Annotated in this window: 25 protein-coding genes and 1 tRNA gene; 8 read left to right on the top strand and 18 right to left on the bottom strand. The window is 63.3% G+C overall.

Annotation, left to right across the window (positions count from 1 at the left end; all coding sequences use genetic code 11):
- Window positions 1–49 precede the first annotated feature (49 nt).
- On the top strand, window positions 50–1,984 hold the full coding sequence (locus NKI06_RS06730; protein ID WP_352984579.1) for a PAS domain S-box protein: 1,935 nt from the start codon (window positions 50–52) through the stop codon (window positions 1,982–1,984).
- 27 nt (window positions 1,985–2,011) lie between these two features.
- On the opposite strand, the gene NKI06_RS06725 is transcribed toward NKI06_RS06730, so the two are convergent.
- The 7 genes from NKI06_RS06725 to NKI06_RS06695 form a co-directional block, all read right to left on the bottom strand.
- Window positions 2,012–2,890, bottom strand: coding sequence for a 3-hydroxybutyryl-CoA dehydrogenase (locus NKI06_RS06725; protein WP_023671668.1), 879 nt, complete (start codon window positions 2,888–2,890; stop codon window positions 2,012–2,014).
- A gap of 120 nt (window positions 2,891–3,010) precedes the next feature.
- Window positions 3,011–3,940, bottom strand: a complete 930-nt coding sequence (locus tag NKI06_RS06720) for an electron transfer flavoprotein subunit alpha/FixB family protein (protein ID WP_023685323.1) — start codon at window positions 3,938–3,940, stop codon at window positions 3,011–3,013.
- A gap of 20 nt (window positions 3,941–3,960) precedes the next feature.
- Window positions 3,961–4,710: an electron transfer flavoprotein subunit beta/FixA family protein gene (locus tag NKI06_RS06715; protein WP_023685322.1), complete on the bottom strand. Its 750-nt coding sequence runs from the start codon at window positions 4,708–4,710 to the stop codon at window positions 3,961–3,963.
- A 214-nt stretch (window positions 4,711–4,924) separates the two neighbouring features.
- Entirely contained in the window at window positions 4,925–5,725 is an 801-nt protein-coding gene (locus NKI06_RS06710) for a rhomboid family intramembrane serine protease (protein ID WP_023685321.1), read from the bottom strand.
- A 29-nt stretch (window positions 5,726–5,754) separates the two neighbouring features.
- Window positions 5,755–6,336 carry a cob(I)yrinic acid a,c-diamide adenosyltransferase gene (locus NKI06_RS06705; RefSeq protein WP_023671672.1) on the bottom strand — a complete coding sequence of 194 codons (582 nt, stop codon included), beginning with the start codon at window positions 6,334–6,336 and terminating at the stop codon, window positions 5,755–5,757.
- Between the two features lie 19 nt (window positions 6,337–6,355).
- Window positions 6,356–6,547 carry a twin transmembrane helix small protein gene (locus NKI06_RS06700; protein ID WP_023671673.1) on the bottom strand — a complete coding sequence of 64 codons (192 nt, stop codon included), beginning with the start codon at window positions 6,545–6,547 and terminating at the stop codon, window positions 6,356–6,358.
- Between the two features lie 24 nt (window positions 6,548–6,571).
- A complete protein-coding gene (locus NKI06_RS06695) occupies window positions 6,572–7,438 on the bottom strand; it encodes an SDR family oxidoreductase (protein ID WP_081732471.1) in 867 nt (288 codons plus the stop codon).
- A 60-nt stretch (window positions 7,439–7,498) separates the two neighbouring features.
- On the opposite strand from NKI06_RS06695, the gene NKI06_RS06690 reads away from it, so the two are divergent.
- A complete protein-coding gene (locus NKI06_RS06690) occupies window positions 7,499–8,350 on the top strand; it encodes a YihY/virulence factor BrkB family protein (protein WP_023671675.1) in 852 nt (283 codons plus the stop codon).
- Here NKI06_RS06690 and NKI06_RS06685 read toward each other — a convergent pair.
- On the bottom strand, window positions 8,347–9,222 hold the full coding sequence (locus NKI06_RS06685) for a DMT family transporter (RefSeq protein WP_027050717.1): 876 nt from the start codon (window positions 9,220–9,222) through the stop codon (window positions 8,347–8,349). The two genes, NKI06_RS06690 and NKI06_RS06685, sit on opposite strands and share 4 nt — an antisense overlap.
- A 189-nt stretch (window positions 9,223–9,411) precedes the next feature.
- On the opposite strand from NKI06_RS06685, the gene NKI06_RS06680 reads away from it, so the two are divergent.
- Window positions 9,412–9,729, top strand: coding sequence for a hypothetical protein (locus NKI06_RS06680; protein ID WP_245260927.1), 318 nt, complete (start codon window positions 9,412–9,414; stop codon window positions 9,727–9,729).
- On the opposite strand, the gene gluQRS is transcribed toward NKI06_RS06680, so the two are convergent.
- Entirely contained in the window at window positions 9,730–10,605 is an 876-nt protein-coding gene (gene gluQRS / locus NKI06_RS06675; RefSeq protein ID WP_023704304.1) for a tRNA glutamyl-Q(34) synthetase GluQRS, read from the bottom strand. It lies immediately after the preceding gene.
- A gap of 74 nt (window positions 10,606–10,679) precedes the next feature.
- Between gluQRS and NKI06_RS06670 the strand changes: the two genes are divergently transcribed.
- Together NKI06_RS06670 and NKI06_RS06665 are read left to right on the top strand one after the other, a co-directional pair.
- A complete protein-coding gene (locus NKI06_RS06670; RefSeq protein ID WP_352984577.1) occupies window positions 10,680–11,321 on the top strand; it encodes a DNA-3-methyladenine glycosylase family protein in 642 nt (213 codons plus the stop codon).
- Between the two features lie 128 nt (window positions 11,322–11,449).
- Window positions 11,450–12,007: an HNH endonuclease gene (locus tag NKI06_RS06665; RefSeq protein WP_008874122.1), complete on the top strand. Its 558-nt coding sequence runs from the start codon at window positions 11,450–11,452 to the stop codon at window positions 12,005–12,007.
- Between the two features lie 265 nt (window positions 12,008–12,272).
- Here the strand turns inward: NKI06_RS06665 and NKI06_RS06660 are convergent, their stop codons facing one another.
- Both NKI06_RS06660 and NKI06_RS06655 read right to left on the bottom strand, forming a co-directional pair.
- Window positions 12,273–12,791 carry a disulfide bond formation protein B gene (locus NKI06_RS06660; protein WP_023698696.1) on the bottom strand — a complete coding sequence of 173 codons (519 nt, stop codon included), beginning with the start codon at window positions 12,789–12,791 and terminating at the stop codon, window positions 12,273–12,275.
- Window positions 12,792–12,854: 63 nt separating this feature from the next.
- Complete coding sequence (locus NKI06_RS06655; RefSeq protein WP_023673756.1) at window positions 12,855–13,439, bottom strand: YqaA family protein; 585 nt, start codon at window positions 13,437–13,439, stop codon at window positions 12,855–12,857.
- A gap of 206 nt (window positions 13,440–13,645) precedes the next feature.
- Here NKI06_RS06655 and NKI06_RS06650 point away from each other — a divergent pair.
- Window positions 13,646–13,730, top strand: a tRNA-Leu gene (locus NKI06_RS06650).
- Window positions 13,731–13,917: 187 nt separating this feature from the next.
- On the opposite strand, the gene NKI06_RS06645 is transcribed toward NKI06_RS06650, so the two are convergent.
- Together NKI06_RS06645 and NKI06_RS06640 are read right to left on the bottom strand one after the other, a co-directional pair.
- Window positions 13,918–14,493, bottom strand: coding sequence for a cation efflux transmembrane domain-containing protein (locus NKI06_RS06645; protein WP_352984575.1), 576 nt, complete (start codon window positions 14,491–14,493; stop codon window positions 13,918–13,920).
- A gap of 139 nt (window positions 14,494–14,632) precedes the next feature.
- Complete coding sequence (locus NKI06_RS06640; RefSeq protein WP_023701418.1) at window positions 14,633–15,784, bottom strand: YncE family protein; 1,152 nt, start codon at window positions 15,782–15,784, stop codon at window positions 14,633–14,635.
- A 606-nt stretch (window positions 15,785–16,390) separates the two neighbouring features.
- On the opposite strand from NKI06_RS06640, the gene NKI06_RS06635 reads away from it, so the two are divergent.
- Together NKI06_RS06635 and NKI06_RS06630 are read left to right on the top strand one after the other, a co-directional pair.
- Window positions 16,391–17,305 carry a hypothetical protein gene (locus tag NKI06_RS06635; RefSeq protein ID WP_023735178.1) on the top strand — a complete coding sequence of 305 codons (915 nt, stop codon included), beginning with the start codon at window positions 16,391–16,393 and terminating at the stop codon, window positions 17,303–17,305.
- Window positions 17,306–17,368: 63 nt separating this feature from the next.
- Entirely contained in the window at window positions 17,369–17,983 is a 615-nt protein-coding gene (locus tag NKI06_RS06630; protein ID WP_050589749.1) for a hypothetical protein, read from the top strand.
- Between the two features lie 20 nt (window positions 17,984–18,003).
- Here the strand turns inward: NKI06_RS06630 and NKI06_RS06625 are convergent, their stop codons facing one another.
- The 5 genes from NKI06_RS06625 to NKI06_RS06605 all read right to left on the bottom strand — a co-directional run bounded on the left by NKI06_RS06625 (window position 18,004) and on the right by NKI06_RS06605 (window position 22,163).
- Window positions 18,004–19,284, bottom strand: coding sequence for a GNAT family N-acetyltransferase (locus NKI06_RS06625; protein WP_023673759.1), 1,281 nt, complete (start codon window positions 19,282–19,284; stop codon window positions 18,004–18,006).
- A complete protein-coding gene (locus NKI06_RS06620) occupies window positions 19,284–20,687 on the bottom strand; it encodes a lipopolysaccharide biosynthesis protein (protein WP_352910749.1) in 1,404 nt (467 codons plus the stop codon). Before NKI06_RS06620 ends, NKI06_RS06625 begins: the two co-directional genes overlap by 1 nt.
- 264 nt (window positions 20,688–20,951) lie before the next feature.
- Window positions 20,952–21,455 carry a hypothetical protein gene (locus tag NKI06_RS06615; protein ID WP_023694007.1) on the bottom strand — a complete coding sequence of 168 codons (504 nt, stop codon included), beginning with the start codon at window positions 21,453–21,455 and terminating at the stop codon, window positions 20,952–20,954.
- A 158-nt stretch (window positions 21,456–21,613) separates the two neighbouring features.
- Window positions 21,614–21,913: a hypothetical protein gene (locus NKI06_RS06610; protein WP_352984572.1), complete on the bottom strand. Its 300-nt coding sequence runs from the start codon at window positions 21,911–21,913 to the stop codon at window positions 21,614–21,616.
- A complete protein-coding gene (locus NKI06_RS06605) occupies window positions 21,891–22,163 on the bottom strand; it encodes a DUF4242 domain-containing protein (protein ID WP_023673765.1) in 273 nt (90 codons plus the stop codon). Before NKI06_RS06605 ends, NKI06_RS06610 begins: the two co-directional genes overlap by 23 nt.
- Window positions 22,164–22,174 lie beyond the last annotated feature (11 nt).

Raw genomic sequence — 22,174 nt, 5'->3', positions numbered from 1 at the left:
ATGCACAGTGATGCGACGAGAGCGAAAAAGCCTGCGGGCTGACAGTCACGTGGCTTTGGTGCTTGCGGCCGGAGGGCTTTGCGCTGCCGTGGTCGCGCTCCTGCTGCCGCGGCTCGATGTCAGCGCCGAAGTGCTGAAACTCTGCCTGCAGATATCGGTGCCGGTCGCCGCCGTTGCGCTGATTCTCGCCGCCCTGTTCATTTACCGGATACTGGACGACCGCCGGCAGATCGCCGAAAGCGAGCAGCGTTTCCGCCGCGCCATGGAGGATTCGGCGATCGGCATCGCCATTGTCGGCCTCGACGGCCGCATCCATGAAACCAACCCGGCCTTCGCCGCCATGCTCGGCTATAGCAAGCAGGAGATCGAGGCGCTGACCTTCTTCCAGATCACCCATCCCGACGATGTGCAGATCGGCCGTGAGACGATGGACGGCATGCGGGCGGGCACCGTCAACGCCTTCCACTTCGAAAAGCGCTACCTCAGGAAGGACGGCACGCCGGTATGGGCCCATCTTGCCGGTTCCGTCATTCGCGACGAGAAGAGCGGGAGCCCGCTCTACCTGGTCTCCCAGATCGAGGATATCGATGCGCGCAAGCAATCCGAGGCGCGCATAGCCGAAGCCGAAACGCGCTGGAATTTTGCCCTGGCCAGCGCCGGACAAGGCGTCTGGGATCTTGATATGCGGAAGGGCGGCACCACCTACTCCGCCACCTGGGTGAAGATGCTGGGCTATGCCGATGGCGAACTGGACGGCGACCCCGACCGCTGGCTGGCGATGATCCACCCCGACGATCGCGAAAACGTCGCCGAAGCCGATCGTGCCCATCTGGAGGGCAGGACACCGTTCTTCGAAGCCGAGTTCCGGATGCGCCACAAGGATGGCCACTGGGTCTGGATCCTCGACCGCGGCAAGACGCTCGAACGCGACAAGGACGGACGGCTGGTCAGGGCCATCGGCAGCCTGACCGACATCACCCAGCGCAAGCAAACCGAGGAAAGCCTCATCGTATCGGCGGCAATGCTGGCCGACGAGAAGGAGCGGCTGAGGGTGACGCTGCAGTCGATCGGCGACGCCGTCATCTGCACCGATGCCGCCAACCGCATCACCTTCATGAACCCGGTCGCCGAAAAGCTCACCGGCGTTGTTGGCGCGGAGGCGCTCGGCAAGACGCTTGGCCATGTCTACTGGGCGGTGGACGAAGAAACCGGGCAAAGGATCGGCATGACGCGGCCGGCGCTCGGCAGCGCCAGCCCTGCCGACCAGAACAGTCGCGCCGTCCTCATCCGTCGCGACGACACACGCTGCAGCATCCGCCAGGTGGTGTCGCCGATCATGAACGACCGCCAGGAGTTCTGCGGTCTTGTCATTGTCTTCCAGGACTTCACCGATGCGCGCGCCTTGCAGCGCCAGCTCGCCTATGCCGCGGCGCATGATGCGCTGACTGGCCTTGCCAACCGTTCGAGCTTTATCCGCACCATGGAGGAACTGGTCGACCGGAGCCGCAAGGCCGGCACAGCCAGGCCGGCGGGCGAACATCATTTCATGTTCATCGATCTAGACCATTTCAAGCTGGTCAACGACACTGGCGGGCACGCCGCCGGCGACGCCTTGCTGAAGCGGGTTGCCGAGGCCATTCGCGGTGCGCTTGGGCCGGAGGATATCGTGGCCCGCCTCGGCGGCGACGAATTCGCGGTCATCCTGAAAGCCGGGCCGAGCGCCGGCGCCAGGATTGCCGCACGCTCGGTCATCGACGCCATCCGCGGCCTGCAGTTCAGCTGGGACGGCCGGCCGCATGCGATCGATGCCAGCATCGGGCTGGCGCCAATCCACAGCAACAGCGGTGAAGTCGACGAGATCATCGCCCGGGCCGATGCTGCCTGCTATGCGGCCAAGGCCGCCGGCCGCGGCTGTGTTTCCGTGGCGCCTGACGATACCGGGTCAAGCGGCCAAGCAGAGCCGCCGCTTGCAGCGGCGTCCTGAGGGAGCACGGAACTTTCGTTCTGGTGGTTAGCGCGTCGGAACCGGATGCTCGCCGCGATAGTCGTAGAAGCCGCGCCCGGTCTTGCGGCCGAGCCAGCCGGCCTCGACATATTTCACCAGCAGCGGGCAGGGGCGATATTTCGAATCCGACAGGCCGTCATGCAGCACCTGCATGATCGACAGGCAGGTGTCGAGGCCGATGAAATCGGCGAGCTGCAGCGGTCCCATCGGATGGTTGGCGCCGAGCCGCATGGCGGTGTCGATGGCATCGACCGAGCCGACCCCCTCATAGAGCGTGTAGATCGCCTCGTTGATCATCGGCAACAGAATGCGGTTGACGATGAAGGCCGGAAAATCTTCAGAGACGGTGATCGTCTTGTCGAGCTGTTTCACATAGGCCTTGGCCGCCTCGAAGGTCTGATCCTCGGTAGCGATGCCGCGCACCAGTTCGACCAGCTTCATTAGCGGCACGGGGTTCATGAAATGTATGCCGATAAAACGCTCGGGACGGTCGGTCTGCGCCGCAAGCCGGGTGATCGAAATCGACGAGGTGTTGGTCGCCAGAATGGCTTCCGGGTTGAGCTGGGGACAGAGCTGCGCGTAAATCTTGCGCTTGACCGTCTCGTCCTCGGTCGCCGCCTCGATCACCAGATCGGCACCGGCGAGATCAGCCATGGTGGGGGCTGCGGAAATGCGCGCCATCGCTTCGTTACGCAGCTTTTCCTCAAGCTTGCCGGAGCCGACCTGGCGGGCCATGTTGCCGCTGACCGTGGCAATACCCTTCTCGATACGGTCGGGCGAGACGTCGTAGATCAGCACCTTGAAACCCGAAAGTGCTGATACATGCGCGATGCCGCCGCCCATCTGGCCGGCGCCGATGATGCCGATCGTCTCGATCTTGGCCATTTGCAGCGATCCCGTCGAAAAGGCCTTTGCGGCCTGCTTTTTGTGCAGTGCAAACTAAAAGGGTGGGGCAGCTTCGTCTACCCCACCCTTTCACAATTTAATACGCTTTGGCAGAAAGCGTCAAAGCGCCTTTTGCAGTTCCGGCAGGATGACGAACAGGTCGCCGACCAGGCCATAATCGGCAACCTGGAAGATCGGCGCCTCTTCGTCCTTGTTGATGGCGACGATGACCTTCGAATCCTTCATGCCGGCAAGGTGCTGGATGGCGCCGGAAATGCCGACGGCAATATAGAGGTCAGGCGCCACGACCTTGCCGGTCTGGCCGACCTGCCAGTCATTCGGGGCGTAGCCGGCGTCGACGGCAGCGCGCGAGGCGCCGACGGCTGCACCGAGCTTGTCGGCGACCGGCAGGATGACTTCCTGGAACTTTTCCGAGGAACCGAGCGCGCGGCCGCCCGAAATGATGATCTTGGCCGAGGTCAGCTCCGGACGGTCGGTTTCCGAGAGTTTGTTCTCGACGAAAGTGGAGAGGCCGGGATTGGCCGCGGCCTTGACCGTCTCGACAGCTGCCGAGCCGCCCTCCGGGGCAGCCTGGAAGGAGGCGGTGCGCACAGTGATGACCTTCTTGGCGTCGCTCGACTGCACCGTCTGGATGGCGTTGCCGGCATAGATCGGCCGTTTGAACGTGTCTGGTGAAACCACTTCGATGATCTCGGAGACTTGCGCGACATCGAGCAGGGCCGCCACGCGCGGCGCGACATTCTTGCCCGACGAGGTCGCCGGCGCGATTATGGTGTCGTAGGCGCCGGCCAGCGAGACAACGAGTGCGGCGAGCGGTTCGGCGAGGCGCTCGGCCAGTTCGTCGGCCTCGGCCAGCAGCACCTTGCTCACGCCCTCGAGCTTGGCAGCGGCGTCGGCCGCGCCCTTGGCGCCTTTGCCGGCGACCAGCACATGCACGTCCGAACCGATCTGCAGCGCCGCCGAGAGCGCCTTCGCGGTCTGGTCGGAAAGGCTGGCGTTGTCGTGTTCTGCGATGAGGAGAATGGTCATTTTATCTGTTCCTTCCAGTCTCAGAGCACGCCGGCTTCGTTCTTGAGCTTGTCGACCAGTTCGGCGACACTGTTGACCTTCACGCCCGCCTTGCGGCCGCTGGGCTCCTCGGTCTTGAGCACCTTCAGGCGCGGCTTGACGTCGGCGCCGTAATCGGCCGGGCTCTTTTCGTCGAGCGGCTTCTTCTTGGCCTTCATGATGTTGGGCAGCGAGGCATAGCGCGGCTGGTTGAGGCGAAGATCGGCGGTGATGATCGCCGGCATCTTCAGTTCCACCGTCTGCAGGCCGCCGTCGACTTCGCGCGTCACCTTGGCCTTGTCGCCGTCGATCACGACCTTGGAGGCGAAAGTGCCCTGTGCCCAGCCGAGCAGGGCGGCCAGCATCTGGCCGGTCTGGTTCGAGTCATCATCGATCGCCTGCTTGCCGAGGATCACGAGACCGGGCTGTTCGGCGTCAACGACGCCCTTCAGCACCTTGGCGACGCCGAGCGGCTCGGTCTGCTCGTCGGTCTTGACCAGGATGGCGCGGTCGGCGCCCATGGCGAGCGCGGTGCGGAGCGTTTCCTGCGCCTGCTGCGGGCCGACCGAAACGACGATGATCTCTTCGGCCTTGCCGGCTTCCTTCAGCCGGAGCGCCTCTTCCACCGCGATCTCGTCGAACGGGTTCATCGCCATCTTGACGTTGGCGAGTTCCACCGCCGAACCATCGGCCTTGACGCGAACCTTGACGTTCGCATCCACAACCCGCTTCACGGGCACAAGGATCTTCATTGTCTGTCACCTCTCCTGAGATATCCGGGCGCGCTATAGCAGCGTGCGCCTCCGCAGAGTTGTCGAAAGCCGACATTCCTGACTGAATTCCGGCCAAACGGAATCCTGGCCGGACGAATTCTGGTCTTCTGCCGCCTAGCGGTGGCGCTCTCCGTAGTTGTGGCGACGCAACACGTCAATATGCCACGGCAGCGGCCAAACCACCCAAATCGGTTCACTTGTGACCGGAAGCGCCACCCCGGCCCCAACGCGTCTCAGGTTGCACGGGAGCGGGACCGGCTGGCGCCGGCCCAGTAGAAGCGGCTGGCTGATCGGCGGGTTGCGGCTCGCCGTCGCCACCGGCGAGCAGCGGCACGCCGCGGCTGCGCATAATGAGCACCAGCACGCCACCGGCAATGATGCCGCCAATATGGCAGGCCCAGGATATCTGGTTTTCGCCGCCGGCGGCAAACATCACCACCTGGAAGCCGATCCACAGGATCAGCGGGATGAAGGCCGGGATACGCAGCGGAATCCGGGCAAAGACCAGCACCCACACTTTCACCCGGGGGTAGAGGACCAGATAGGCGGCGACGACGCCGGCAATGGCGCCGGAGGCACCGATCAGCGGAACCTCCGAACTCCAGGCGACGAGCCCCTGGAAGAAGGCGCCGGCGATGGCGCAAAGCAGGTAGAAGATGAGGTAGCGGATGTGGCCGAGTGCGTCCTCGACATTATCGCCGAACACCCACAGGAACAGCATGTTGCCGCCGAGATGAAAGATATCGGCATGCAGGAAGGCATAGGTAAGGTAACTCAGGCTCTCGGGAATGACGACGAATTGGGGCGAGAGTTCTGCCGTGTCGTGGACAACCGAAGGAATGAAGCCGAAGCCGAGCACGGCTGCGTTGTTGAAATTTTCGCCGCCGATCGTGGTGATGAGAAACACAAGCGCGTTGACCGCGATCAGGCCGATCGTCACATATTGCAGCCGGATGTGGCGCAACCTGTTGGAGTCGTAAAGCGGGATGAACATGCCCCAAGCCCTTTCCCGCCTTCGAAAATTCAGCGGTTCTTGCCGGGCACCCATAACACGTCGGCATTTCCGTTGTCATTGACCGCACGAGCGGCGACGAACAGAAAGTCCGAGACGCGGTTTATGTATTTCAGCCCCTCGCGATTGACATGTTCGGCCGGGTCCTGCGCCAGCGCCACCATGATCCGCTCGGCCCGTCGCGCCACGGTGCGGGCAAGATGAAGTGCTGCCGCCGCCGGCGTGCCGCCATTGAGCACGAAGGATTTGAGCGGCTGCAGATCCTTGTTGAGAAGGTCGATATCCTTTTCGACGCGGTCGGTCTGCGAGGCGATGATGCGCAGCGGCTCGTAGCCCAGCGGCTTGCCGTCGTCGGGCACGGCGAGATCGGCGCCGAGGTCGAACAAATCGTTCTGGATGCGGGACAGCATGGCGTCGATGGCGGGATAACTTGCCGCTGTGTGCAGGCGGGCGATACCGATGCAGGCATTGGCTTCATCGACGGTGCCGTAGGCATCGACGCGCAGGTCGGATTTCAGCCTGCGTTCACCGGTGCCGAGGCCAGTGGTGCCGTCATCGCCGGTGCGGGTGTAGATCTTGTTGAGCTTGACCACGTCGCCTCCCGAACGGCCGTCACTTGCGGGTGAAATACACCACCAGCAGGATCAGTGCCAACGCCAGCGCCTGCAGCAGCACGCGTGCCTGCATCAGCTTGTTCGAGCTCACACCGGAGCCGCCGCGCATCATGTTGATGAGGCCGCGGACAAGCACGATCACCACGGCGACCATGACGAGGACGAGGAGGACTTTGATGACGGTTGCCATGATCTGTTCCCAGTTCTGTTGCGATCAGGCGCGTCCGGCCAGAACGCGGTAGAGCATCGATGCCGGCAGGATGCGCTTGAGCATCACGCCAATCCTGGCCGGCACTGTTACCACATAGTGCGGGCGCGGGCGCCGCGACAGAAGTGCATGGCGCAAGGCCGCATAGACCACCTCCGGCCCCTTTTTCAGCCGTGATGAGCTGCCGCCGGCCCGAAGCCGCGCCAGCTGCGCGGCATAGGCGACGTGGTGGACGGAATTCTCGTGGTCGATGTTTTTCAGGAACCAGAACAGCCCGTTGCTGGCGATTTTCGAGGTCACCGGCCCCGGTTCGATCAGCGAGACATGGATGCCGCTGCCCCTGAGTTCCTGCTGCATGCACAGCATCAGGCCTTCGAGCGCGTGCTTGGAGGCTGAGTAGGCGCCGCGAAAAGGCACCGGCGCTAGCCCAAGGATCGAGGAACAATGAACGAGGCGGCCATGTCCCTGGCGACGCATTACCGGTACGATGCGTCGGGTGAGGTCGTGCCAGCCGAAGAAATTGGCCTCGAACTGCTCGCGCAATGCCGCAACCGGCAGGTCTTCCACGGCGCCGGGCTGTGCATGGGCGCCGTTGTTGAACAGGGCGTCGAGGCGTCCGCCTGTCCGCTCCAGCACCGATGCCGCAAGTGCTGCGATGGAATCCGGCTCACGGTAGTCGAGATAAAAGGCCTCGATGCCGTCGGCTTCAAGTGCGGCTATGTCATCCGGCTTGCGCGCCGTTGCAAACACGCGCCAGCCATCCGCCTTCAGCGCACGGGCGCAGTGGGCGCCTATCCCGGACGAGGCGCCGGTGACGATGATGGTGCGCAACTCTTTGGCAGGCGGCATCGTGGTTTGAGCAAGGGTTGCCATTTGCCACAATCCCTTCCCATATTCGCGGCGTCGAGACAATCGAAGGGAACGCGGCTCTTGATGCGGAATATCGTCGTGCTGCGCCGCGTGCTCTATGACGCGCTTGGCCATTTCAACACCGATGACGGCTGGGCCATGGCCAGCCATCTGGCGATCACTTCGCTCATGGCGCTGTTCCCGTTCCTGATCTTCGCCACCACGCTGGCGAGCTTCCTCGGTGCGCAGGCGTTCGCCGATACTGCCGTGCACCTGGTCTTCGACACCTGGCCCGAACAGATCGCCAAGCCTATCGCGCGCGAGGTGCTCAACGTGCTGACCGTGCGGCGCACCGATCTTTTGACCTACGGCGTGCTTCTGGCGGCCTATTTCGCCTCCAACGGCATCGAGGCGCTGCGCACCTCGCTCAACCGCGCCTACCGCGTCGCCGAAACGCGCGGCATCATCTACCGCCGGGTGCAGAGCATTTTCTTCGTGCTGATCGCGACGGCCGGTTTCCTGGCGATCAGCGTGCTCCTGGTCTTTGCGCCTTTGCTGGCGCGGCTGGCGGAAGCTCATTTCGAGTGGATCAAACCCTATACGGGCACGATCACGCTATGGCGTTACGTCATCGCCTCAACCGTCATCATTGGTGGCTTGTTTGCCGTCCACTATTGGCTGCCGGCGGGCAAGCGCCGCTTTGTCTCGCTGGTGCCTGGCATCATTTTCACTCTGGCTGCGTGGCTTGTCGGCTCGACGATGTTCGCGACCTACCTCGACCATTTCTCGTCCTATGTGACGACCTATGCCGGCCTCGCCTCGATCATGATCGCCGTGGTTTTCCTCTATATGCTGTCGGCGATCTTCATCCTCGGCGGCGAACTCAATGCGGCGATCAGTCGCTTTCTCGAAGCGCGCGCACGTGTCGGCAGCTAGGTTTTGGCTGGCCGAGCCGTGGCCAGCCCGACGCCGAGCGTCGCGATTGCCATGCCGACGATCTGCACGAGGCTGAGCCGTTCGCCGAACAGCGCCCAGGCGATGACAGCGGTGACGGCCGGCACCAGGTAGAACAGCGACGCGACCTTCGACATCTCGCCGTCGCGGATCATCACCATCAGCAGGAAGATGGCGCCGATCGACAGCACCAGGACCAGCCAGGCCATGGCGAAGATCAGTTCGCCGTTGATGATCACCGTGTGGGTCTCCAGTGCCAGCGAAGCCAGGATCATCAGCGAGCCGCCGCCAATATATTGCCACATCGTCGCCGCCACCAGGTCGCCACCCGAGGCATAGCGCTTCTGCCAGATGGTCCCGGCGCTCATGCCCAGCACCGAGACCAGCGACGCCGTCAGGGTTTCGGGCGTAACGCCGCCGCCGAGAGCGCCGAGCTTCGGCCACAGCACGATGATCACTCCCACAAGGCCGACGGCAAGGCCGGCCCAATGGCGCGGCAGGATGGCCTCGCCGAGGAACCGGCCGGCAAGCACGGCGGTGATCAGCGGTTGCAGGCCGACGATCAGCGCCGAAAGCCCGGCGGGCATGCCCCTGTGGATCGCCCAGAACACGGCGCCGAGATAGATGCCATGCATGAGGATGCCGGCGACCGTGGCGTGAAGCGCTTCTGCCCTTGTGGCTCGCTTCGAGCCAAGCACGAGCATCAGCCCGGCAAGCAGCAAGGCGGCGATGACAAAGCGGGCTGCCAGAAAGGTGAAGGGCTCCGCCCAGGGCATGGCGTAGCGCGCGCCGATGAAACCTGTCGCCCATAGGACGACAAACGAGGCGGGGATGAACCGCTTGAGACTGTGCATTTTCGGGGAAGCCGTTTCCGGTGGAGAGGTCCGATTCGGTGAAGAGACAAATACGGCAATTGCTCTAATGCGGTTCAATCCGGCAAGCAAAGCGAAACAATTGGTACATAAGCTCATCCTGATGTAGGAGGTGGCCGAATTCAAAGGGCGGCGTCAGGGCAATCGACTTCTGTCGATGGATCCGGCGACATGGCGTTTTGGCTTCGACAGGGAGCGCGCATGCTGTTGCATCTCGACACAAGCTGGCTGTTGATGACGGTGGCCAGTGTGGCCGTGTTCGGCTTCTTCTTCGGCTCAGCGCTCGACGCCATCATGCAGGAGGACGGTTTTGGGTCGACCGGCAACACATTGCTGTTCACGCTCGGCTTTTTCGCCGCGGTCATGGCCGCGAACGAACATGGCATCGTCCTGAGAGATCTGAAGCTCGCGGTTGCCTGGGGACTGGGCGGCGCCTTCGCGTTTATCGGCGCGTTGGCGCTGCTCAAGGCGGGGCTGGCCCGGCTTTAGTCATAGCCCGGCCAGCCGCCTGACTTCGTCCGGCGACATGCCTGCCTGCCTCAGCGCGGCAAGGCCGGTATCAGCAAAACTCTTCGACAGTTTGCGCCCATCCGGACCGAGTATGAGACGGTGGTGGAAATACTGCGGCTGGCCGAGGCCGAGCAATTCCTGCAGCAGGCGCTGGATGCCGGTCGCGGAATAGAGGTCGCGGCCACGCACGACATGGCTGACGCCTTGCAGAGCGTCGTCGACGACGACGGCCAGGTGATAGCTGGTCGGGATGTCGCGGCGCGCCAGAATGACGTCGCCCCAGTCCTGCGGACGCGCCTCGACGCGCTGCGTCGCCGAAAGCGTCTCGTTGGTGAATTCGCGCCAGGACAAATCCGTGCCGACGCGCGCCAGCGCTGCATCAATGTCGAGGCGCCAGGCGAAGGGCGCATTTTCGGCGATGCGGCGGTTGCGTTCGCTGACCGGCAGCGCCTTGTCGGCGGCGGGATAAAGCGGCACGCCGTCCGGGTCGCGCGGCCAGTCGCGGCGGCGCTTTTCGCTGTCGGCGATGAAGGCCCTGATCTCGCCACGGCTCATGAAGGCAGGGTAGACGAGTTCTTCGCGGACCAGCCGGTCGAGCACGGCCTGATAGTCGGTGAAATGCTCGGCCTGGCGCCGCACCGGCTGTTCCCATTCGAGACCTAACCATTCGAGGTCGCGAAAGATGCCGGCCTCGAATTCAGGCGTGCAGCGGATCGTGTCGATGTCCTCGATGCGCAGCAGCAGGCGGCCGCCGGCCGCACGCGCCAGTTGCTGGTTGAGCAGTGCCGAATAGGCATGGCCGAGATGCAGTTCGCCATTCGGGCTCGGCGCGAAGCGGAATGTCAGGAGCGTCATCTCACAAGCGGCAATCGGGTTGTGCAGCGGTTTTGCCAATTGCTACCGTGAGGTCGGTTCAGGAACAAGAAAACATGCAACGCATCGCGACACTGGACGATATTGCGCGCGGGCTGGATGCGCTTTGCGCAATCGATCCGCGCCTGGAAAAGGTGCGCGGCATGGCCGGCGAGGTGCCGCTGCGGCTGTCGGAGCCCGGCTTTCGAAGCCTGGCCTCCATTATCGTTTCGCAACAAGTATCCCGTGCGAGCGCCGATGCGATTTTCGGCCGGCTGGTGAAACTGGTCGATCCGCTGACGCCGCAGGCGATCCTTGCCGCCGGCGAGGACATGTTTCGCGAGGCCGGGCTGTCGCGGCCGAAGCAGCGCGGTCTGATCGCGGTTGCGCAGGCCGTGGTTGAGGGGCTCGACCTGCATCACCTCTGTTCGCTCGACGCCGAAGAGGCGATCGCGGCTATGATCGCGGTGCCGGGCATCGGCCCGTGGACGGCGGAAGTCTATCTCCTGTTTGCCGCCGGCCACCCCGATATTTTCCCCGCGCGCGACGTCGCGCTGCAGAGCGCGGTTGGCCACGCGCTCGTCATAGAGCCGCGTCCGCCGGAGAAAACGCTGATCGCCCTGGCCGAATCATGGAGCCCGTGGCGAGGCGTCGCATCGCGGCTTTTCTGGTCCTATTATCGCGAAACCAGGGGCCGGGACGCAGCACCTCCGGCCTGAAACCGTAAAAAAGCATGAAAATCCTGCATTTTTGCCGCTTTTGGCTGATGACAATCCGCTTCACATCCCTGTCATGTCGGGCTTACAGTATCCGCGCCGATCGGTTCTAGAACGAGGAGGTCAACAAGGTGACGGTTGCCGTATCTCCGGATGGGCTTCCTGCGCTGGTGCTGAATGCGGATTACCGTCCGCTCAGCTATTACCCCTTGTCGCTCTGGTCCTGGCAGGACGCCATCAAGGCGGTGTTCCTCGACCGGGTCAACATCGTCGCCGAATACGAGCATGCGGTGTCTTCGCCGACCTTTTCGATGAAGCTGCCCAGCGTCGTCAGCCTGAAGGCCTATGTGAAGCCGTCGAGGCACCCGGCATTCACCCGCTTCAACGTGTTCCTGCGCGACCGCTTCCAGTGCCAGTATTGCGGCACGCCCGAGGATCTGACCTTCGACCACGTCATCCCGCGCCATCGCGGCGGGGCGACGACGTGGGAGAATGTCGTGGCCGCATGTTCACCCTGCAATCTGAGGAAGGGCGGCATGATGCCGGCGCACGCCAAGATGTGGCCGCTGCAGAAGCCCTACCAGCCGACCGTGCACGACCTGCACAACAATGGCAGGCTGTTCCCGCCCAACCATCTGCATGAAAGCTGGATGGATTATCTCTACTGGGATGTGGAGTTGGAGCCGTAGGGATTGGCCCGATCGGCCTTGCCAGGGCAATCGCCGATGTCAGGTGCTGCCCCTCATCCGGCTGCCGCAACCTTCTCCCCGAATAGTGACGGGGAGAAGGGAATTGGCTGCAAATTTGGCGCCCTTCTTTCAGCGTTCGGGATTGGCGATACCATTGATGACTGCGTCTTTCTCCCCGTCACTATACGGGGAGAAATGCCCGGCAGGGCAATGAGGGGCGGTGCCAACTTAAGAGACTGGCCGCATGGCGCGACCTCGCACTTGATTATTCGCGCGCCAGCGCGCCGCGGAAGGCGACGGCGGCGAGGATGAAGCTGGCGATGGCGTTCCAGCCGGCCAGCGACAGGCCGAGGATACGAAGGGCTGCCTTGTCGCAGGATGGCGGCACGAATTTGTCGAGCGCGTCGAGCACGCCTTTGCCGCCGGTATCGACCGGGCCGGCGCCGGCCGTGCAATCGGCCGGACCCTGCCACCAGGCCCATTCGACGCCCGAATGATAGACGCCGAGATAGAGCCCGTAGAGCATCAGCAGGCCGCCGACGGCAAGCAGGCCGCGCGTCAGCCATGCGGGTGCGCTGAACATCGAGGCGATCACCGCCAGCAGCATCAGCGGGGCGCCGATATAATAGGGCGTGCGCTGCTCCAGGCAGAGATGGCAGGGGATGTAGCCGCCTATGTGCTGGAAGGCGAGCGCGGAGCCGACCGTGGCGGCCATGGCGACGGCGAGAAACAAAGCGGTGCGCGTGCGCTGGCGTCCGGTATCGGCTGTCATCGTGGCTGTCATGTTTCGTCCGTTGAATTCGCCGTCCGCCGGCATAGTCCTGAAACCACCGCCCGCCTTGGGCGGTCAGAAGGCGTATTTGACGACGATATAGAGCAAAATCAGGGCGGCGGCGCCGGCGCCGACGATCAATCCCAAACGCTTCTCGATGAATTCCTTGATCTCTTCGCCATAGCGGCGCAGCAGCCAGGCCAGAAGCAGGAAACGAGCGCCACGCGCCAGGATGGCGGAGACGATGAAGACGAAAAGATTGACGTGGAGGGCGCCTGCCAGAATGGTGACCACCTTGATCGGCGGCAAGTGGGCGGCACCCGATGTGACAAGCAGCACCAGCATCAGCCCGGTGCCGGCCGACTGCCACCTCTCGAACGCGTCAAGGCCGCCAAAGTGCTCCAGCATCGGCCGTGCTATCGTGTCGTAGGCATAGTAACCGATCAGCCAGCCGGCAATGCCGCCCAGCACCGACGCGACAGTAGCGGTCAGCGCATAGCGATAGGCGCGTTCGGGCCGCGCCAACGCCATGGGCAGGTACAAGACGTCGGCAGGTATGAAAAACACCGAGCTTTCGACGAAGGCGATGAAGGCCAGCCACCATTCGGCGGATTTGCGGGCGGCCAGCGACAAGGTCCAGTCGTAAAGTCCGCGAAGCATCGGCTCTCCTGGATGCAGGTTGCCCAGACGCAACGCGCTTTGATGCGCGTCTGTCTAGAAAGATTTTCCGCGCCGCACAATGGCAGGAGCTTCACGAAACAGAAAGGCGGGCTTTTGCCGCAAGCAGGGCACGGCGGCGCATTTGGCCAGTTGACGAACACGCCTCCAACCGTATAGTCCGCGCCCATCCAGGCCTTTGGGCCTGAGCCCCTATGGCGGAATTGGTAGACGCGCTCGACTCAAAATCGAGTTCCGCAAGGAGTGCTGGTTCGATTCCGGCTAGGGGCACCATTTTTGATCTCACGCCAGTTCGCTTCGCTCACGGGCTCCGATGGGGCGGCCTGACCGGCCGACGGGCGGTCGCCCTTGCGAACCCTCCGGGTTCGAACAGTGCCTCGAACACACAGACCCAACCGCGGCTGGTGCGGATGACAGCGATAGCGCCAATCAGCGGCGGCCGGTAGCGCTCTACGTGCTTTCAGGCCGCCGCACGGTGTTCTTCACGGGCAGCGTCCCACACTTCGCGGGCCGCGTCGGCGTTCATGACCGCGATCCCCAATCCCACCGCCAAATCGGGCCACGCGGAATGCCAGCGCACGGCCGTGACCAACCCTGCGGCGATAATGGCGATGTTGGCCAAGGCGTCGTTGCGGGCCGACAGGAAGGCCGCCTTTGTGAGGCTGCCGCCACGATGCCGGTGCGCGGCCAGCATGTAGGCACAGGACAGGTTGACGGCGAGAGCGCCAAGTCCCGCCAAGGTCAAGGCGATGGGCTGCGGCGGCACCGGCACGTTGAACTTCTCCCAAGCCGTCCAGAGCGTTGCCAGACCCGGCATGAGAAGGATGAGCGCCAATGCCATCCCCACCCGCGCACGGGAGCGCACAGACCACCCAAGTGCGAGCAGGATGAGGAGGTTCACGGAAGCATCTTCAAGAAAGTCGATGCTGTCGGCGAACAGGGACACTGATCCAATGGCGAGCGCCACAGCGAACTCGATCCCGAAATAGGCAAGATTGAGAAGCGCGACGATGAGGACGATGCGGCGAAGGTTCATCTTCTGGCAGTATCCGAAACCAGTGTGTGGAGCTACAGCTTCGCGGTTTCCAAGGAAAGCCCCTGCTCGTTCCGGGTCCCGGCCGATGGGCGGTTGCCCTTGCGACCTTTTGCGTTCGAGCCGCGCCTCGAACACGGACTTAGCGCATATTCCCCGTATGGCCTTGGGAATACCGTCCCGGTTGCGGCCACACCGTCAGGCCGTGCGGCTCTGAGCCAACCCGAAACTTGGTCACCGCGCCCGATGTCGTGTCGATCATGTAGGCGGCACTGTCGAACCGGCCGGACAGCCATAGTTGTTTGCCGTCGGCGCTGACGTTGCCCATGTCGGGGCTGCCGCCGCCGGGGATCGGCCATTGCGTGACGACCGCGCGGGTAGCGAAGTCGATCACCGTCACGCTGCCCGGTCCCTTTGCCTGGCCCTGCTCCATCTTGTGCGAGCCCCGGTTCGAGACATAGAGCCGCTTGCCGTCGCGGCTGACGACGAAGCCATGGGCGCCGATGCCGGTCGGGATGAAGCCGATCTCCTTGAAACTGTCGCCATCGACGAGGAACACGCCGTCATTCATCATGTCGGCGACGTAAAAAACCTTGCCGTCGGGCGAGAGGCGGATGTCCTGCGGCATGCCCATTTTCGAGAAGTCGAGATGGCCAAGCACCTTCTGGTTCTTCAGGTCGATCTTGGCCAGTCCGCCATTGCCGTATTCGCAGGTGAAAATCGCGTAGGCGCCGTCGGCCGAGAAATCGGCGTGGTTGATGCCGGGGCAAGTGGGCGTCGGCAGGCTCGACCTCAGCGCCATGGTGTGGGGATCGCGGAAATCGAGCCGCTCCAGGGCTTCGTCGACGACGATGGCCGCGCCCGGCATGAAATACAAATTGTAGGGATCGTCCACGGCGATCTGCGGGCCGGGCTTGCCGGTCATCGGGTCGATCGGCGTCAGGCTGCCGTTCTTGCCGGTGCCATTGTTGGCGACCCAGAGCGTCTTCAGGTCCCAGGACGGCACGACGTGCTGCGGTTTGCTGCCGACCGGGAACCTGTCGACTTCCTTGAGCGTCATGGTGTCGATCACCGTGACGCTGTTGGACGAGCGGTTCGGCACATATACGCGCGGCAGTGCGCCCAGCGTGGCCGGGCTGAGATGGCCGGCGGCGGTGTGGCTGTAGATGTTGATGGACGGCGCGGGCTCGCTGCAATCCTCGGGACAGCTATCGGCTTCGGCGCGGACAGGCAGCAGTGCAAGCAGCGAAAAGGCCGCACGGGGACCGGCGTGACGCAAAAAGGTTCTGATCATCAGGATGGCTTGTCGTGAAGGCCGGCCGAAATTGCCGCGCCGACCCATAGCTGGTGTCTTGCCGTTGATCCAGTGGCTTTTCTCAGGCTCCCCGCGCGGTTGGCGCAGTCATTGGTGACCTGTATCGCGAGCACAAGCGGCTCGATAGCAACCAAGATCAAAATCCGTTTCGGTCAATATCAGCCTGCTTTGGCGCGTCGGATGCCTTGACCGCGCTACAGCGCCGCCATCGAAGCGGCCGGACAGTCAAAGCTGTCTGCCGTCTGCACTGAGATTGCCCACGTCCGGACTGCCGCCGAAGCGCTCAATTTCGCTCGCAATATTGCATGGCTTCCATCATTACCTCACGTTGCGAACGTCCTCGGATCTCCTCGTCCACCTTGCACACAGGTTGACACACTGCCTGCTAATGACCGCATAAGTTGTTGCTCAGGAGCAACATCGAGAACGCCATGTCGCCGAGCTGGGCCTGGATTCGGGAGGAAAACCGCTATTGACGATTGACTCAACCTTGGGCCGCCGATCACCTTTACGCAGGGAATGGTGGTGGAGGGCGTGATGGACTCAACTTGCAAAGCTTCTCACGAGAGCCGATTTGGCTGCGTAGTGGCCTCGCTGTCAGTGTTTTTTCTCATTCTCATGCTTTCTTCGGTAGCGCCAGCTTCGGCACAGGTCGTCTTCGGTGGTGACGCGGGAGATCCAGAGAACACGATCTGCAGCTTTGCCGGCGTGATCGGCACCACAATAAACGACGATTGTTCGGACTCCGACGATTATTTTGTGCCCGCACCGGGTATCACTATTGGCCCCAACGGCAGCCAAATTAATTTCGACGCGGCGACGGGTGCGGCGACCTTCGGTGGAGCGGTTGATATGGGTGGCAACATCGTAACGAACGTCGGCACCCCGACGGCAGGAACGGATGCGGCCAACAAGGATTATGTTGACGGCGTCGTCGGCGACGCTTCAGCAAAGAACATTGAGCAGGATGGCCGACTAGACGATGTCGAAGCCAAGAACACGCAGCAAGATACTCGGCTCACCGGCGTCGAGACCAAAAACGTCCAGCAGGACACCACCCTCGCCAATCACGAGACGCGGATCACGCAGACGGAAGCGAAGGATACGGAGCAAGACGGCCGGCTTGCCGGACACGACACCATGCTCGCGTCGCTCGATACGCGTGTGACGACAAACACCAGCGATATCGCATCGCTCGACGGACGAGTCGGCGCGCTGGAGAGCGGCTTCTCTGAACTAGGGACGGAGATTTCCGAGAATCGCACCGAGGCCCGTCAGGGCATCGCAGCGGCAATAGCAATGACAACTGCCCCAATGCCGTCCGTTCCGGGCCGCACGAGCTGGGCCGGCAATGTCGGTTATTTCAAGGGTGAAACGGCGTTCGGTGGCTCGCTCGCTCATCGCCTCGACTTCGATGAACCTTTCGCGTTCACCGCGGGTTATGCCTATGGCGGTGGAACCAGCCATGGTTTCCGCCTCGGTCTAGCCGGCGAGTTTTAGCGCCTGCCTGCAAGCGCCGAGGATGGAGCAAGAGCCGGCGGCCTTGGCCGGAGGGTGTGAAAAATGCGCCGATTGACGTGGCTGGCCTTGGTCATGGCCGTCTGCTGCCTGCAAGTGCTTCCCGCCCACGCACAGGCTAAGAAGGATGGTCGTTCGGCGTCTAAGGTGTCCGACGCCCCAAAACCGGCGGACATCGACCACAATGGCGTCCTGATCTTGGTCAGGTCCACATTGCTGGCACTCGACCATGCAAACAGGACCGGAAATTATTCCGTGCTGCGTGAGCTTGGCGCCCCGGACTTTCAAGCCAACAACCCTGCTCGGCTGGGTGAGATTTTCGCGAAGCAGCGCAACGAAGGGCTTGATCTCAGCGGTGTAGCCGTGCTCGAGCCGCAATTGACGTTGATGCCGCAAATCGAATCCAACGGCATGCTGCATATGGCAGGGTTTTTTCCCTCTGCCGCGATGCAGCTAAACTTCGAACTTGTTTTCGCTCCTATCGACCGGCAGTGGAAGATTTCTGCCATGTTGGTCAAAGTCGGCACCAGCGCTCCCAAGGCGCCCGATAGCCCCCCAATTCCAGCCCCCCTCCCGCCGGTCCAAAAACCGGAACCGCCAGCTGCCGCGATTACTACAAAGTCTCAGATCAAGAAGCCCGGTCGCGCTCCGCCACTATAACAACGCGCAGGCCATCGGCTCTATCGCCGTCCCAGCAAACTCTTCACGCGATTGCGCAGCAGGCGGGCCATGTTGCGGGTTTCGCGGTAGAGATGCAGCTGCGAGGCGGCCTGGCGGGCGAGGCGGTCGGCATCCGGCGTCAGCCCGATCACCAGCGAGCCCATCGGCTTGCGCTCGCTCCACAGCCGGCTCATCACCGGGTGGTCGGGCACGGCGCAGGAATCGGTCATCATGATGTTGGGGTCGTCGAGATGCTGCCTGGTCACCTCGATCATCAGCAGCGTGCCCGGCGAATAGGTCGCCAGCGTCTCGTCATAGGCGGTCTTCCAGGTGTAGGCGACGCCGGCCTCGACGAAGACGACCAGGCAGGCGATCGTGCGGCCGTCCAGCGTCAGCGAATGGATGCGGCACATGTCGTGCTCGGCCAGCCGGTGCACGGCTTCGCGGGCAAAGGCGGCGCGGTAGCGGTCGATGGCCATGGCGGTGCGCTCGCGGCCCTTCCAGCCGGCCGCCTCCAGCGTCAGGAAACTTTCGATGGCGTGGCGGATTTCGTCCGGTCCCCGCGCCACGATATGTTCCAGCCTGCCGAGATCCCCCAGGCGCCGTTTCAGGCGGCGGAATTCGCGGTAGTGGTGCGCGCGCAGCGATGCTTTCAAATAGGCCTCGCCGTCGAGGGTGCTTTCGAGCACCGGCCGGTCCGCCTTGCCGGTGGTGACCATTGTCAGGCCGCGCGTCTCGGCAACGGTGGCCAGCACGCTGGCCAACGGGCCGTCGAGGCGCATGTCGGGCAGCACGAAGACCTTCGGCAGCTTCAGATGCGGCCGCGACAGCATGCCGAAGAAATCCTCGACGACGCCGATCGGGTCGTCATGGTCGACCAGCGGCGTGCCGATCGGGCCGAACGGGCTCGACCAGGTGCGCATCACCGGAACGCCGAGCGGCACGGCCGGCCGTTCGACCGAGAACGGCACCAGCAGGCGTAGCCGGTTGCGGTATTCGTCGCCGTCGCGGATCACCGCCAGCTTGACCTCGCGATCTTCCAGCCGGGGCATGGCCGGCGCCAGAAAGCGCGGGTTGAAGAAGACGTTGGGCTCGATCGTGCGGGTGCACAGATAGTCGAGTTCCTCGACCAGTTCGAAGCCGGCCGAAGCCGGATAGATCGCCAGCTTGCGCAGCGGCCGGTTGTTGGCGAGGATCTCGAGATGCGCCGGATCGGCGTCGCGCGCCAGGCCGGCAAGGCCCGACACCATTGCGCCGGCCGGGCCGCCGCTGGTTTCCTCGATCAGCGGGATGGCGGCCATCAGGCGGCTCCCTCGGCAGCGGGCACGAAGATCAGCATGACGATGCGGAGCTTGCGCCAGACGGTGAAGGACAGGGCGCTGGCCTCGAAGACCATGGCGAGGCTGGTGGCGATCGCCGCCCCCCACAGGCCAAAGAGCGGGATCAGCACCACGTTGAGGCCGATGTTGAAGGCCAGCGTCATTGCATAGACGGCGGCGCAGATGTTCTGGTTGCCGCTCATCGTCAACAGGCTTTCGCAAGGGCCGACGGCGGCGCGCGCCACGACGCCGAACACAAGCAGGAACAGCAGCGGATAGCCGGCGGTGAATTCGGGCCCGAACAGCACCAGCATCGGTTCGCCGAGCGCCAGGACCAGCAGCGCCATCAGCAGCGACGGCCAGAACGTCCATGACACGGTCTCGCGGGCGAAGGCGGCGAGCTTTTCCGGTTCGCCATGGGTGAACTGCGCATAACGCTGGGCGACGCCGGCCTTGACGGAGAAATAGACGAAATGCACCAGCGCCAGCGTTTTGACGGTGGCGAAATAGACGGCGACGTCATTGGGCTGGAGATAGGCGCCGACCATCAGCACGTCGGCGTTGGTGAGCAGGAAGAAGAAGCTCTCGACCAGGAAGATCGGCAGCGAGACGATGAACCACTCGGCGAAATGCACCTTCATCGGCCCGGCCGGGATATTCCTGCCCATGCGTGTGGTCACGCCGATGAGCTGGCCGAGCGTGGTGGCGTAGGTGGCGGCGATCGAAGCGAAGATGGCTGTCCTGGCGTCGGGCGCATAGCCCATTGCCAGCATCAGCGCCATCAGCGCCAGGATCAGCACCGGCCGCACCAGATAGGTCGGCGACAACGCAAACAACGCCCAGGAATTGGCGCGTGACTGGCCTTGCAGCAGATCGCCCATGGCGATCATCGGCAGGCAGAACAGGCCGAGGATGAAGGGCATTACATAGTAGCTCTCGATCCAGTTCGCGCACAGCCAGACGCCCAGTGCGCCAAGCCCGGCGATCGCGGTCGAGGCAATCAGCACGAACAGGCGGCTGGCGACCACGATGCCGCGCAGTTCGGCGAGCATGTTGCGTTCGCGGTATTCGGGGATGAAGCGGATCACCGAAGTGTGGAAGCCGAGGCAGGCGAGGTTGCCGACGATGACCATCGTCACCCAGACGAGGACGAAGATTCCGTATTCGAACGAGCCCATCCAGCGCGCCATCAGAACCTGGCTGATGAAGGCGATGACGGCGCTGACGATGCGGATGGCAAAGGCGATCAGCGACATGCGCCCGGCTTCGCCGCGCTCGTCGGCGGTGAACAGCACCGCATCGATCCGGCCAAGCAGCGGCCCCATGCGCAACGCCAAGCGCTGCGGCAAGAACCGCCCGGCCGTCGTCGCCGCGGAAAAGCGCACCCCGATGTCTCTCCGTTTTCCGCCTGTTTCCAAGCTTTCGATGTATCCGAAACACCTTAAGAAAGGGTGGGCAGGTGCGGGTGCGCCGAGGGGCCAAGGACGGCCGCGTGTGCAAGGTGCGTCATCGTATGCCGGGGCATAATAAAAGGCGAGCGAACGCCGGGGAAGACTGGGGAGCCGGTCGGCGTTTCGCTCGCCCCTCCCCCGCCAAGGGGGATGGCCAGGCACCGGATGTCCGGTGCCCGAGGTGTCACATGTGAGGCGTTACATCCCCTTCATGGCGTCGCACGACACGTTCGGGTTCATGTCGGCAAAGGCGCCCGTCGGGTTCTGTTTCCATGCCCAGACGTGCAGTTCGTAGAACGGGCCGAGGCCGTAGCGATTGGGGGCGCTGTTGAAGTTGAACAGCTGGCCTTCGAGCGAGGCCGGGCCCTTCGAGGTGATGTATTCGACCGCTATCAGCTTCAGGCTGCCGTCGGCCGTCGGCTCGTACATCACCGCTTCGGGCTTGGCGACATCGACGGCATCGTCCTTGAGATAGGCGCCGTTGACATAGTGGATGCCCATGGCGCCGCCGGTGATGCCGCTGGCGCAAGGGATGGGGGCATAGCCTTCGGCAGTGGCGGCTGCCACATTTTCGAAGCGGCTGTTGGCGGCGCGCACCTTTTCGGCCAGCGGATTGGCGTCGTGCGCCTGGGCGGCCGCACCCGCCGCGATCGAGATGGCGGCGAAAGCCGCGAAGCGTGTCGTCCAAAGAGTTATGGTCATGGTCTTCCGTCCGTTTGTTGACGCTTAAGGCGACGGCGGCCGATCAGGCTGCCCGAAACGCTGCGGCGTTGGTTTAGGATTTGGTTTGTCCGTCCCGGTTCATGCGATGCGGCTTCCGTTGCCGGGCTTTGGCCGCAGCCCTTAAAAACCGTGCAAAATCAACGATCCCAAAAATAGTATTGCCAATACTCATGCGGGATCTCTCGCTCCGAGAGCCCGATGTCGCGCCTCAGATAGTCGCCTTCCGGCGGCAGGCGCCGCCTTTCAGACAGATACGCAGGCAGCTTCGACGCGAACCGCCATAGACGGCCGAGCACGGAGTGGCCGGTCTTTCCCAGGACAGGCCCGATTCCACCGAGCGGCAGGCCATCAGGCAGTTCGCCATGGCCGCGAAGGACAGTTTGATGCTCATCATCGTGGCGACCGAACGCAGGATCAGAGGTAAAAGTAAGGGTCAAGAACCCGCACCTCCGTGATCTTGTCGACCGGCAGCGAGTTTTTCTGAGCGGTGCTGCGGATCGCTTCGGGCGTCGGCGCGTCGTAGATGCAGAAGCTGTGCTTCTTGTCGGGCGTGACGAAGGACTGGATCCAGGTGACGCCCTTTTCGGCATTGCGCATGACGACGCCGCCCACCGCGCTGGCGCCGATGTCGGTCATCGGAATGTTGAGGCCGTCCGGAAATGTGCGTTCAATCAGGTAGCGAGGCATGGAAGGTTTCC

It is taken from the genome of Mesorhizobium sp. M0772 (genome assembly GCF_040320135.1).
Lineage (GTDB): Bacteria > Pseudomonadota > Alphaproteobacteria > Rhizobiales > Rhizobiaceae > Mesorhizobium.
Note: the sequence above shows the minus strand (reverse complement) of the source record. Positions and strands in the feature narration are given on the sequence as shown.

Coding starts and splice junctions, on each gene's coding strand:
- NKI06_RS06615 (WP_023694007.1), bottom strand. CDS start 21,455: ATGACCATAACTCTTTGGACGACACGCTTCGCGGCTTTCGCCGCCATC.
- NKI06_RS06660 (WP_023698696.1), bottom strand. CDS start 12,791: ATGACAGCCACGATGACAGCCGATACCGGACGCCAGCGCACGCGCACC.
- NKI06_RS06710 (WP_023685321.1), bottom strand. CDS start 5,725: ATGTTCATCCCGCTTTACGACTCCAACAGGTTGCGCCACATCCGGCTG.
- NKI06_RS06715 (WP_023685322.1), bottom strand. CDS start 4,710: ATGAAGATCCTTGTGCCCGTGAAGCGGGTTGTGGATGCGAACGTCAAG.
- NKI06_RS06695 (WP_081732471.1), bottom strand. CDS start 7,438: ATGGCAACCCTTGCTCAAACCACGATGCCGCCTGCCAAAGAGTTGCGC.
- NKI06_RS06700 (WP_023671673.1), bottom strand. CDS start 6,547: ATGGCAACCGTCATCAAAGTCCTCCTCGTCCTCGTCATGGTCGCCGTG.
- NKI06_RS06725 (WP_023671668.1), bottom strand. CDS start 2,890: ATGGCCAAGATCGAGACGATCGGCATCATCGGCGCCGGCCAGATGGGC.
- NKI06_RS06645 (WP_352984575.1), bottom strand. CDS start 14,493: ATGAACCTTCGCCGCATCGTCCTCATCGTCGCGCTTCTCAATCTTGCC.
- NKI06_RS06690 (WP_023671675.1), top strand. CDS start 7,499: ATGCGGAATATCGTCGTGCTGCGCCGCGTGCTCTATGACGCGCTTGGC.
- NKI06_RS06670 (WP_352984577.1), top strand. CDS start 10,680: ATGCAACGCATCGCGACACTGGACGATATTGCGCGCGGGCTGGATGCG.
- NKI06_RS06625 (WP_023673759.1), bottom strand. CDS start 19,284: ATGGCCGCCATCCCGCTGATCGAGGAAACCAGCGGCGGCCCGGCCGGC.
- gluQRS (WP_023704304.1), bottom strand. CDS start 10,605: ATGACGCTCCTGACATTCCGCTTCGCGCCGAGCCCGAATGGCGAACTG.
- NKI06_RS06720 (WP_023685323.1), bottom strand. CDS start 3,940: ATGACCATTCTCCTCATCGCAGAACACGACAACGCCAGCCTTTCCGAC.
- NKI06_RS06640 (WP_023701418.1), bottom strand. CDS start 15,784: ATGATCAGAACCTTTTTGCGTCACGCCGGTCCCCGTGCGGCCTTTTCG.
- NKI06_RS06605 (WP_023673765.1), bottom strand. CDS start 22,163: ATGCCTCGCTACCTGATTGAACGCACATTTCCGGACGGCCTCAACATT.
- NKI06_RS06680 (WP_245260927.1), top strand. CDS start 9,412: ATGGCGTTTTGGCTTCGACAGGGAGCGCGCATGCTGTTGCATCTCGAC.
- NKI06_RS06630 (WP_050589749.1), top strand. CDS start 17,369: ATGCGCCGATTGACGTGGCTGGCCTTGGTCATGGCCGTCTGCTGCCTG.
- NKI06_RS06655 (WP_023673756.1), bottom strand. CDS start 13,439: ATGCTTCGCGGACTTTACGACTGGACCTTGTCGCTGGCCGCCCGCAAA.
- NKI06_RS06685 (WP_027050717.1), bottom strand. CDS start 9,222: ATGCACAGTCTCAAGCGGTTCATCCCCGCCTCGTTTGTCGTCCTATGG.